The organism is Candidatus Aegiribacteria sp. (assembly GCA_021108005.1).
GTDB lineage: Bacteria > Fermentibacterota > Fermentibacteria > Fermentibacterales > JCC-6 > Aegiribacteria.
Map to the genome: position 1 here is coordinate 1 of JAIORS010000230.1, position 11,788 is coordinate 11,788.

The 11,788-nt window shown below is 48.0% G+C and carries 8 protein-coding genes and 1 tRNA gene; 3 read left to right on the top strand and 6 right to left on the bottom strand.

Annotated features, from left to right (window positions below; genetic code table 11):
* Positions 1-136: 136 nt before the first annotated feature.
* Together K8S15_14885 and K8S15_14890 are read right to left on the bottom strand one after the other, a co-directional pair.
* A complete protein-coding gene (locus tag K8S15_14885; protein MCD4777319.1) occupies positions 137-2,590 on the bottom strand; it encodes a VIT and VWA domain-containing protein in 2,454 nt (817 codons plus the stop codon).
* A 156-nt stretch (positions 2,591-2,746) separates the two neighbouring features.
* On the bottom strand, positions 2,747-4,789 hold the full coding sequence (locus K8S15_14890) for a hypothetical protein (GenBank protein ID MCD4777320.1): 2,043 nt from the start codon (positions 4,787-4,789) through the stop codon (positions 2,747-2,749).
* A gap of 107 nt (positions 4,790-4,896) precedes the next feature.
* Here K8S15_14890 and glgP point away from each other — a divergent pair, with 107 nt between their 5' ends.
* The 3 genes from glgP (at position 4,897) to K8S15_14905 (ending at position 8,458) form a co-directional block, all read left to right on the top strand.
* Positions 4,897-7,440 carry an alpha-glucan family phosphorylase gene (glgP, locus tag K8S15_14895; protein ID MCD4777321.1) on the top strand — a complete coding sequence of 848 codons (2,544 nt, stop codon included), beginning with the start codon at positions 4,897-4,899 and terminating at the stop codon, positions 7,438-7,440.
* A 97-nt stretch (positions 7,441-7,537) separates the two neighbouring features.
* A complete protein-coding gene (locus K8S15_14900) occupies positions 7,538-8,209 on the top strand; it encodes a hypothetical protein (protein ID MCD4777322.1) in 672 nt (223 codons plus the stop codon).
* Between the two features lie 152 nt (positions 8,210-8,361).
* A tRNA-Sec gene (locus K8S15_14905) sits at positions 8,362-8,458 on the top strand.
* A 4-nt stretch (positions 8,459-8,462) separates the two neighbouring features.
* Here K8S15_14905 and K8S15_14910 read toward each other — a convergent pair.
* The 4 genes from K8S15_14910 to K8S15_14925 form a co-directional block, all read right to left on the bottom strand.
* Positions 8,463-9,206 carry a tRNA threonylcarbamoyladenosine dehydratase gene (locus K8S15_14910; protein MCD4777323.1) on the bottom strand — a complete coding sequence of 248 codons (744 nt, stop codon included), beginning with the start codon at positions 9,204-9,206 and terminating at the stop codon, positions 8,463-8,465.
* On the bottom strand, positions 9,203-9,967 hold the full coding sequence (locus tag K8S15_14915; protein ID MCD4777324.1) for a TatD family hydrolase: 765 nt from the start codon (positions 9,965-9,967) through the stop codon (positions 9,203-9,205). The genes K8S15_14910 and K8S15_14915 overlap by 4 nt, the downstream gene beginning before the upstream one ends.
* 21 nt (positions 9,968-9,988) lie before the next feature.
* A complete protein-coding gene (locus K8S15_14920) occupies positions 9,989-10,666 on the bottom strand; it encodes a hypothetical protein (protein MCD4777325.1) in 678 nt (225 codons plus the stop codon).
* Between the two features lie 76 nt (positions 10,667-10,742).
* On the bottom strand, positions 10,743-11,788 hold a 1,046-nt coding region (locus tag K8S15_14925; protein MCD4777326.1), incomplete at its 5' end, for a YitT family protein.

Below are 11,788 nucleotides of genomic sequence, written 5' to 3' on the forward strand. Positions count from 1 at the left end.
AACTGAAAAGCTTGTAAAGCAACTGCTGCTGCAATTTATTTCACAATACGCTGTTTTGTAAGTGACCAGAAGTTACGTCCGACCCCTCGAATGGGGCGGGATTTCTCCCACCCCATTTCTCCTGGCAAGTCCGGTACTACCAGATTTTCTGGAAATCGTACTGTATCTGAATCGTACCTGCTCCGTCAGGTGGCGCAGGTATGTTGAGGTTTTCCAGAACCTCACAGAGGTCATCATCAAGATCATTATCAAGGCCGCTGCCAGTAATCGAAACAGATATTACGTTACCTGAACCATCAACGGTAACATTGAATGTGACAGTGCCGATAGGCCAATCTTCTCCTTCGATCCCCTCAACGAATTCCTGGTAGACCTCAGTAAGATCCGTGACAAGCTGCCTTGCCGCCGAACGTACTATGGAAGGCATAAGCCCGAGTGTGGGTGAAACAGAGATATGACTTACATCGGCGATCCACTGGGTTTCGTACTCATCGCCGTAATAGTACGCTCCGTCAATATCCTCACTCACTACACATTCCTCACAGGCATCCACAGCTCCGCTTACAGCGTATCCACCGCTACCCAAGGCAGATTGAGCAGCCACAGGCCTGTTGGAAGTTCTTGCGAAATGCATTCCGCCTCTATCACCCTCACTCCTAGAACCGAATATGCCTTCATATGAAACACCATCGGGCATGTTGACGGGAACCTGGACCGTTATCGGCTCACCGCTGTCAGGGTCGGTTCTAACTTCTTCTGAGACAGCGACGAATGCCGTGTATTCGCTCATTATCTGGTAATCAAGAGCGGTATCGGTTATTTCATCTACAATGTTCTGATCCTGGCTTAAGTAGCCGTAGCAATCGTACATGCTTCGCGTAAGATCATGGATCTTCTTCCTGGCCCAGAGGGTTGCGATTACATCGTTGGCCTCTTCATGGGATGGAAGTGTTACACTCAGTTCCTGTCCCCACCGCTCACCGGCGACAGTGCCCGAAAGACGGACTGTCTCGGTTCCGGAGCCATCGTACCGGCCAACTATTACAAGGGGTTCTCCCGCATAGAGATCCGGTATCTTCGAGGGGTAGATATCATGAACATCAAGATCGCCCCAGTCGATATCGATTCCAACCAGATATGGATCGTTAATCTTGTTGTAAATGGCGGCGACCGATTCGTCCGGGTCTTCGTTCAGTCCAACGTAATAAGCATGTCCCCTGCCCTCCTCAGCAAGCCCCTCAATAAGGAACCTGTTGGGGCTGGAGCCTACGCCTACACTGAACAGTCGAGTGTTTTCACCGAGGGTGTTCTTAAGTTCGCTTAGAATCTCCGCTTCGTTGCCTATGAATCCATCGGTAAGGAAGATGACGAAGCGCATCCTTTCCGGGTCTTCGGGGTAGCCAATGGCAGCCCTTACACCCTCTATCATCACTGTCCCGCCGGTACCGCTCATGTTGTTGATATACCTTACTCCCTGCTCAATGTTACTCTCGGTATTACTGAGTGGAGTCCGGGACATGCTGCTCGCGGTCTCGCTGAATCTCATTATCTGGAAAGTATCGTCCGGGTTCATTCCGCGGACGAATTGTCTTACAGTCTCCTTGGCAACTTCCATGGGTTGGCCGCCCATTGAACCGGAGCAGTCAACAACGAAGAACATCTCTTTTGGCGTGATTTCATCAACATCGATGTCAGCGTCAGGCTGCAGAATGAGCATGAAGTGTCCACCCATTTCACCGTTGTGCGCGATAACTCCGCTCTGAATTCTGTCGGAAGCAGTTGTGTACCTGAAAACGAAATCTCTGTTCGGTATCTCATCATCGTTATCAAGAGAGACGGTCACTGTACCGCCCCAGTCAAACTTCATATCCACTTCATGGTTGATTGATTCGAATTCCTGAATTTCCACACCCGGATTCAGGTTGACTGAAAGCTCAATATCGTACCCCGTTCTGGTACCTTCCGGTACGATAGGTGGTGTAATTCTATCGGCATCTTCAACCGAAGTGGAGACTTCGTACATATCGAAGATCCTTCTCACGAAATTACCTGATGGCACGAATCTCGGCCCCACAACCATCGGGAAAACGATTTCGTACTCCCCGTCATCGTATTCAATCGGCGCCACGTAACTTATTTCGATTACGATGCTGTCACCCGGAAGAATGTTACCGACGGTCTGGGTAAAGATGTTGGGACGTTCCTGTTCCAGAAGGCTCGCTGTCTGACCCGCTTCGATGGCTTCGTTGTATATCTGCTGCGCCAGTTGACGTTCATGTATCTTTCCCTCGATAAGTCTGTCGCCGATATACATGTTCATCCTGTCAACGGCACCGCTCTGAGGAAGAGGGAATGTATAGATGGCTTCGATAACCTCATCGTAGGGATTACCGTAAACCTGCCGAACAGTGGCCCTCTGCAGGTTGCCGCTTACATCTATCACAACAGATGTGTGTTGCAGAGGAAGATCTCCTACAACCCCGTCTTCTCCCAGAACCTGCATTCTGCCGCTGCCGGTCTCATCCATGGACTGCTCAATGGAAAAGGCCGAAGCGGTAAGAATCATAACCGCGATTATCAATTGTCTCATTTTCTTAACCTCCATGTTGAATGTTTTTTTGTTTCCGGTTCTGATACATGGAAGCTTATCGAAGTATTCCATTTCCCGATGAAAAACGGCAGATCAACATATTATCGAAGTGAGTCAATCAGAATCGAACAGCAGAATCTCAGAAGTGAATAAGGGCTAATCGAGTACGGTGGCGAGGCGGCTTAAAATGCAATCACCCTTGCTGACAGAAATAATGTAGACTCCAGCAGGAACTCTTCTGTCTGCGAAATCAGTTCCCTCCCAGCTTACTCTCTGCGATATAGTGATTGCTGTTTCCCAGATAAGCCTTCCAGCAAGATCGTGTACCGATACTATTGCGATTCCCTCATCGAAACCTACGTAAAAGGAAACCGGCGCATCCCTCTCCGCCGGGTTGGGATACGGGGATGAGACAGTGAAAGGCACGGGAGGTGTTGGTCCGCCTCCTTCGGTCCGCATGACCCTGAGAGCCGGATCCATAAAAGCGCTCCAGGAAAGCACACTCTGAAATGTGCGGTCGTATCCTCCGTCCATATAGGGAATCCTGAGGTCTTTCGCGATTGAGAAGGCAAGCCCCAAACTGGAAGATTGATAACGGAAAACCTGCCTCGCGAGATCTATACACATCCATTCACTGGCCCCGAGGGAAGGCCAATGACCCTCCCAGCCGAAACTCGTGTTGAACATGACAGCAACTCCGCCACCATAAGGATTGTTAAGAAGAGCCTCGGCGCAGCATTCCTTACCTGTATATTCGCCTGGACGACATGCGATACTGGTATGTATGCCTGCTTTACTGCCGTTATGAATGCTGTCCGATGCTATCCAGTTTGTCATCATTCCCAGAGGGGCAGCAGACCAGTAAATACCTCTCTCATTTCCATGTCCCGCATAATGATTCCATGCGGTACCGCTGCTTATCAGGGGAATGTGTGATGAGAAACCACCACCTGTCAGTTCCTCGTAGAACTTATTCACATCCCAGTACGGAGGAAGCTCAACGGCGATGGAATCGCATCCTTTGTCCGCAGTATATCCGATATCCTCAAACAGTACCGAACCGCATAGAACAGCTCTTGTCTGCCAGTCTCCGGTTGGCGGATGCTCCTGGTAGGTCAGGTTCTTCTGAACGAATAGTTGCGCTTGATCAATTGTGGAGAAGAGTGCCCGTCCAAGTAACACATCAGCGTACAAATCAAGATTATCATCGGGCTGGCCATAATCTCCGTCTCCGTTGCCATCCCACGTTCCGTCAAGGTCTGCAAAATAAAGATCGACAGAGGCCGAATCAGAGTAGCCTTCGCAGTAAGTGTAAACCATTCGTACAGGAACGAGTGTTTCATCTCCCGCAAGTAGAACAAAGATAGTCCCGTGATAAAGAAATCTGTTCTTAATAAAATTCCGCAGCTTTTCCGCGTCATCAATGCCGGTCCCGGAGGATAGAATATCCTGAACGGCAGCAATTTCAACTGTATAACCACTGTCCTCATGAAAAGAAGCAAGCGGTTCCATGGTTTCAATATATGAACTGTCACAAATCAGAAGGTACTGAGCATCACCCGCTTGAACAGGAAAATAACCACATGAAGAAGCCTGGTAAGGAGCCCCCTCAAGAACACTGATCCTGCTTCGAGCAACCCTTGTCTGCTCTGTGGTCAGATCGCAGAAAGAACCTTCCTCCCAGGTCACGGTCATTTCAACTTCATTTATGATGTTAAGCGAACCTGTTGATGGAATGTAAATCCATGGCTGAACAAGACAGGACGCGATTTTGATTCCTGAAAGGGTACCGGTGTGTGAGCTGATGATCGGATCCGCGGGGAATGGAGAATCCGATGAATACACGAACGGGTCCGCCAGTCGTTCAGAATGAATTGCAGAGGAACTTAACGGCCTGAGTTCAGTAGCAGGGATAACATTCAAGCCGGGAATACCGATTTGAGTCACTTCCAGAGGGATTGCGCTAAAAGTAACGTTCTTAGCGCCATCCGGGAGTACGAACACTTCAGGAACAGCTGGCAGAAGCGGGGTTCCGGGGATGCCTTTCTGCTGAGACCCAGGCATTTCAATTACGGCCCAGATGCCTTCCATTTGAATGTTGACATCAGCCGGATTGTAATGGATAGTTCTGGTTATTGAACCCCCAACGGCCGGAAAACTAAATATGAAAAGCATTTGCATAATATTAAGTAATTTCAAACTTGTCTCCTCCATTACATTTCGATTGCTGTGAATATATTACATAATTCAGTTAATCGTTCCCGGGGTAGGAATAAGGTTCACGGAAGGCACAAACATTGAAAACTATGAATTTCAGAGTAGTACCAAGAATACCGGAGCAGCTTGCTGCTCTAAAAGCAATAGCATACAACACATGGTGGACATGGAATACACAGGCAATAGAATTATTCAGATGGATCGATTCCGACCTGTGGGAAAGCACCTTTCATAACCCCGTCCGCCTTCTGGGACATGTCAGTCAGGATAGGCTCGCGGAGCTTTCCACAGATACCGTGTACCTCTCACATCTTGAAAAAACAAGCGAAAGACTGTCAGATTATCTCGAAAGAAAAACATGGTTTGATATACTGAAACAAAAGATGGAAATAGCTGACGATAACTTCCTTGTTGCCACTTTTTCGGCCGAATTCGGCCTCCATGAAAGCATACCCATTTATTCCGGTGGACTTGGTGTATTGGCTGGAGACACCATTAAAAGCTGCAGTGAACTCGGCCTCACAGCTGTTGGGGTCTCATTGCTTTACAGGCAGGGTTATTTCAACCAGTACTTGAACAGCGATGGCTGGCAGCAGGAAAAGTATTTCATCAACGATTACTCGAATATGCCTGTTGAACCAGTCTACCGTGAAGACGGATCACAGGTCTCTGTGGATGTTCCGATGGCCGATAGAACCGTCAAGGCCGCTGTGTGGCTGATAAAAGTAGGCAGGGCTTCCCTTTACCTGCTCGATACTAATCTACCTGAAAATGACAGGAGCGACCGTCATATAACAGGTCAGCTTTACGGCGGGAGCCGTGAAATGAGGCTGAAGCAGGAAATTATACTGGGAATAGGAGGCCTGCGGGCCCTTGACGAAATGAACCTTACGCCCTCTGTCCGGCATATAAACGAGGGGCATTCAGCATTTCTTATCGTTGAACGGATAAGACAGCTTATGCAGGAAGGACTTTCATTCCCTGAGGCCAGGGAAATAGTGGCCGCAGGCAATGTGTTTACAACCCACACTCCCGTACCGGCCGGGAATGAGGAATTTTCTACTGACATGGTCGTCAAATACCTTCATCAAATGATCGATGCAATTGGACTCTCCAATGAAGAGTTTCTTCAATTTGGTCATTACGATGACAATCCCAAATTTTCAATGACTGTTTTCGGCCTGCGTTTTTCGAAATTCCGAAACGGTGTAAGCGAACTCCATGGAACGATCTCAAGGGAGATATGGAAGGATGTATGGCCCGCTCTACCATCCGCGGACACACCGCTTACGCATGTAACGAACGGAATACATCCGGAGACATGGGTTTCAGATGAGATGGAGAAACTGTTGAGCAGGTACGTCGGTCCCAGATGGTCGAGCAATAAGACAGATGCGAAAGAATGGGAAAAAGTCGATAAAATCCCCAATTCAGAGCTGTGGCCCGCCCATATCAGAATGCGCGAAAGGCTCATCTCCTGGGCAAGGGAAAGATGGGAGAAACAGATAGGACGCATGGGGCTTCTCAAACCGCACCTGGAAGATATTCCAGTATTGGATCCTGAAATTGTCACCATCGGTTTTGCCAGAAGATTCGCGACTTACAAGAGAGCAACCCTCCTTCTTAAAGATGAAGAACGTCTCGCTAGAATTGTTAATAATTCCGAGTATCCTGTTCAGTTCATCTTTGCGGGTAAAGCTCACCCGCACGATTCATCCGGCAAGGAATTGATAAGGAAGATCATCCATCTATGCATGAAAGAGGAATTCTACGGTAAAGTCATCTATCTTGAAAATTACGACATGGACATGGCCAGACATATGATTCAGGGAGTTGATGTCTGGCTGAACACACCAAGATTTCCAATGGAAGCATGCGGAACCAGCGGCATGAAATCATGCTTCAATGGAGGTATTCATTGCAGTGTACCTGACGGCTGGTGGGCTGAGGCATACAGACCTGGTACAGGCTGGTCGATAGGTTCAGGAGAAGAATACGATGATCCGGAGCTTCAGGACAGACTCGAGGCGAAAGCCCTTTACAATATCATAGAAAATCAGATTGTACCGATTTTTTACGATCGTGATAAGAATGACATCCCTGTCAACTGGATTAAAATCATCAAAGAATCGATGAAGAACGTATGCCCCGTTTTCAGCAGCAACAGGATGCTTGCCGAATACACATCGGAGTTTTATGTGCCTGCATATAAAGGAACTAAAAAACTGTCAGAAAATAATTATTCCGGAGCCAGAGAACTGGCTGAATGGATGGAAAAAATCCGGAAGAACTGGCATTCCGTCAGGATAGAATCGGTTCAATCGGAAATTGAGAACGGCACATGCGCTGTAGGCGACCCTCTCCCCATCACAGTTACTCTCCGAGCGGGGGAACTTGAGCCTGATGACCTCCTTGTTGAAGTACAGCACGGAAAAATAGAGCCGGATGGATGGCTGACTGATAGAGAATCGGTCCGCCTGAATTTCAGTCATGAAGAAGAGGGTTTACTTTTCTTCAAAGGTTTATTCGAATGCAGCCACTCCGGTAATCAGGGCTTCACGGTAAGAATCCTCCCGAATCATATTGGGTTCGGACGCATCATTGAGCCCGATCTTGTCTGCTGGTGGGAGTAAGCCGAACACAGTTTGGACTTGACCTGCATGCTCAGATGGGATATTTTTTAATAGTGTTTTTAGTGTATTCGAAAACTTTATCCAAAAGGAGTAAAAAATGAAAGATGTCATTCGTCTTTTAACACTGTTCGCGGCATTATTGCTTATCGTACCGGCAGCCGGCGCTGACTGGTCCGAAAATTTCGATTCGTACGCTGCCGGCTCCGGACTGCATGGCCAGGGCGGCTGGGAAGTCTGGGGAGGTAATCTAGATTATGATGCCTTTATAACAGATTCATATAGTAGATCAGCTCCTAATTCTGTGGCAATCGTTGATACAACTGACATCGTGCAGTTATTCACTGAAACAACCGGTGAATGGGAAATGACAGCATGGTGTTATATTCCAACCAGTTCCACAGGCAATACATACTTCATCATGCTTAACAGATATCCAACCAGTCCTAGTTGGTCTGTCCAGATTACTTTTGATACAGATGCCGGCACACTAAGTACACAGGGTGGCTCTACTGCGGCAATAGTCTTCGACCAATGGGTTGAAGTAAAGGTCGAAATCTATCTCGATGCGAACTCAAAGAACTTATACTACAATAGTGGTTTCTTAGAATCAAATATATGGCAGTCAGGCGGAGTAGATGAAATAGCAGCCCTAGACCTCTTCTCCACCACAATAGGAAGCATCGCGTATTGGGATGACTGTAACCTTATTAACACCGGCGGCGCTCTTGAACAGACAACATGGGGAAACATAAAGACGATCACGCAGTAACCATTATAATATCAGCATATTGGGAGCCGGCACACCGGCTCCCTTTTCTTTTTGCTCTCTATAATCTATGTGGATCCGGGCCGACTGCGATTTCGCGGAACCCTTGACCCGCATCAAAGATGTTACAATTGTTCCAATCAACGGACACCCGCGGGAGCGCAAGGGGACTGGTGTCCCTCCCGGACTTCAAATCCGGTGCCGGGTGCTAGAACCATCCTGGGTGGGTTCGATTCCCACACGTTCCCGCCATTCTTTATTCGTTAATGCTTTCCGAAAGATGATCCAGAACCATTCCCGCGAGGGCGTACCCGAATATTCCGGGCATGATTATCATGCTGGGTATCCGGTTCCTTACCCTTCCCTTTCTGAGTGTCAGATCCTTAATGTCCGGTGGAAGGGAATTATCCCCGGCAGGTTCAATTGAGTATACGCAGGCTATCCCATCCGTTATTCCCCGCTTACGCAGATATTTTCTGAGCTGTCTGGCAAGAGGACAGCTTCTTGATTCGGATATATCACCTGTTCTTACAAGCGAAGGATCTCTTCTTCCCGAAGCTCCCATACTGCTGAAAACCGGTATCTTCCGCTCCACGCAATACTCAATCAGTGCTGTTTTGGGATTAAGGCTGTCTATGGCATCGATGACAACATCAGGTTCTGGCTTCAGGATGGAAGCTGCGGTATCGGTGTGAAAGAACTCTCGAAGTACTTCAACCCTGGTTTCGGGACAGGTTCTTCGAATATTATCGGCGACAACATCCACTTTGTACTTTCCGCAATCTCCCGGATCTGCCAGGGGATTCCTGTTCAGGGATGTTTCGGTAAGCTTATCGAAATCCACAAGGCGCAGGCTCCCTATACCGCTTCTGGCCAGGGCAACTGCAGCGTGGCAGCCGACACCTCCAAGGCCTATAACAGTAACATCCGACCTGCGGATTGCGCGAAATGAATCCTTTCCCAGAAAGTCGGCAACCCTGTCGAATCTTCTTTCAATCATTGCGGAAAACCGAAAAGCTCTCTTGCGTTAGCGGTAGTTGCGCGGGCCGCTTCCTCAATGGTGATTCCTCTCAATTGCGCAAGCGAGCTGCACACTCTTGCAACATCGGCCGGTTCAACCCGCTCAGGTTCAACACCATCCATTCCAATTGAGGGAGCATCAGTTTCAAGAAGAATCCTGTTCAGAGGTACACAGGCAGCGGATTTCCTGGCTCTTTTTGCCCGGGACCTTGTTACTCCTCCTCCGAAAGCAAGATAAAACCCCAGTTCAAGAAAGCGCTCAGCAAGCTGAGGCCCTCTTGTGAAAGCATGAACTACACCTCTTATCCTTCCACGGTATTCCTTTTCGGAAAGAATGGACAGCATTTCATCGAAAGCTCCCCGGCAGTGGAGTATTACTGGAAGATCGAGTTCAGCGGCAAGGTTCAGCTGGGTGCGGAATATCCCTATCTGAGAATTTCTCCCCGGATTTTCGATTTTGAAATCAAGGCCTATTTCACCTATGGCAACCGAAGCGGTTTCAATAAGCAATTCTTCAAGCTTACCCGCATCAAGCTTTTCATCCGCGCACCATGGGTGAAGCCCCAAAGCGGGAAATACCATTTTATTAACAGCCAGCTCTCTGACCTTCTCCCAGGATTCAACTTCCACAGAGGGAACAACCATACCTTTGACGCCACTCTCAGAAGCTCTTGCTAGAACCCCCTCTACATCACTATAGAGGGGGTCCATGAAAAGATGGCAGTGAGTATCGATCAGCATGCCTGATTCCAACTGCGCAGGCTAGTTGAGGGAGTAGGTTACCAGACTATTTGTATAAGTTATCAGCATCGCACCTTCGGTAATCGTGGTTACATTCCTTACTCGCCCGACATTCCTGGCAAAATCAGCGGTATTCGAGACTATGCCGCCCATAGTGGAATCGGTCCATACCGTCTGCATTTCCATGCAGTTCTCGAAAGTACCGGCGGTTACGGTAACGTTAGCTGACATCGAAAGAATTTCTCCCGTTGTAGGGGGTTCTTCAGAAAATGTCCATGTAGCCCCGTTCTGAAGTGGAAATGGAACAGTAAATGAAGAATCGGTATCTGCCAGGTGGTGATATCCGAAAAGACCGCTGTCGGTTATCCGGATGTACTCTGTATAGGTAGAATCAGTGACAAAGGTTTGTCCGCCCATTTCAGTGGTGTCGCAAACGGTGTTTACCTGAACGAAAACATCAAAACCCTCTGAATGAGTCTCGGTTCCGGTTATGTCAACTTCAGTTTTTCCCGATATGGTTCCCATCTCTACTCCACTGATACTGACGGTGCCTGAGCAATCGTAAGTCCATGTATTTCCTACAGCCAGCGGATAGAACTCCGAATCATTGCCGGGTGTAGGCCCGACAGGATCATTACTGCCACCGCAGGCGAAAGCTGCCAGAATCAGCGCAGTTGATAGTATTAACATTGTTTTCATGTAGATTTCCTCCCTGTTTGAATTAAATTCAAGCGATAATATACAAAACCTTTCTGCCTGTCCATTCAGGCAATCCTCAGAAAGATAACGTTCTCTGTTTAAAACCATATCCCATAACATCGTAAGCATCGTGCAGAACCATGAATGCATCGGAATCTATCTTTTTCAGAATTCTTCTGAGAAGCATTACCTGCCTGCGGTGAATGCAGACGTATATGACATCCTTCTCTTCCCTTTTGTATCCACCCTCCGCTTTAAGAAAGGTCACTCCTCTGTTGAGCTTATCGAATATGGCATCTCTAACTTCATCGGGTTTATCTGTAATTATCATAACTGCTTTTACATAAGGCATTCCCTCTGACGCAAAATCCGTCATTCTGCTTGTAAGGAACAGGTTAAGATAAGCCCAGATAACGATAGTCGGATTCTTAAATGCGACTCCAACCGCAAGAATGATGAGGGATTCGACCATCCAGTAACCGGCGCTTATAGATACACCGGTGTACTTCTTCAGAATGGCTACAGGGATATCGGTTCCGCCGGTGGAACCCCGGAATTTGAAAATCAGCCCAAGACCTATTCCAAGCAATGAGGATCCGGCAATTGACGCGAGAAGTATGTCCATCTCAGAATTACCCGTAAGAAACACCGCCAGACGGGGAAGCTGCCCCTCGCCGGCTATGTTGTGTACAATATCCCCGTAACTGGAAAGGAATGAGAGATGGGACGGCCGGAAAACCCAGCACATGCTATTCGACATGAGCATTCCCACAAGACTTCGAATTCCGAACTGCTTCCCGATAAAAATGTATCCGAGGATGAAGAGCGGTATATTGAATCCGAACATCCAGATACTCTCCGACGTGCCTGTCCACTGATACAGAACCTGTGCCAATCCGGCGACGCCGCCCGGAGATACACGAAATGGAAAAAGGAACCACGAATAGGCCACTCCAAAAAGAACAGAACCGGCGAGAATACCGGCGTAATCCTGCACTTCGTTTTTAATACTCACTCTCATCACCTCCCGGGTGCTGTAAATGAAAAGGACAAAGCTTGAAACAGCTCTGCCCGCAGCCGTGAATATACTGAATAAAAACTCCGAAAACCAGAAAACACTAA

Excerpts from the sequence above, each read along its gene's own strand:
- K8S15_14885 (MCD4777319.1), bottom strand. The coding sequence starts at position 2,590 with ATGAGACAATTGATAATCGCGGTTATGATTCTTACCGCTTCGGCCTTT.
- glgP (MCD4777321.1), top strand. The coding sequence starts at position 4,897 with ATGAATTTCAGAGTAGTACCAAGAATACCGGAGCAGCTTGCTGCTCTA.
- K8S15_14900 (MCD4777322.1), top strand. The coding sequence starts at position 7,538 with ATGAAAGATGTCATTCGTCTTTTAACACTGTTCGCGGCATTATTGCTT.
- K8S15_14910 (MCD4777323.1), bottom strand. The coding sequence starts at position 9,206 with ATGATTGAAAGAAGATTCGACAGGGTTGCCGACTTTCTGGGAAAGGAT.
- K8S15_14915 (MCD4777324.1), bottom strand. The coding sequence starts at position 9,967 with ATGCTGATCGATACTCACTGCCATCTTTTCATGGACCCCCTCTATAGT.
- K8S15_14920 (MCD4777325.1), bottom strand. The coding sequence starts at position 10,666 with ATGAAAACAATGTTAATACTATCAACTGCGCTGATTCTGGCAGCTTTC.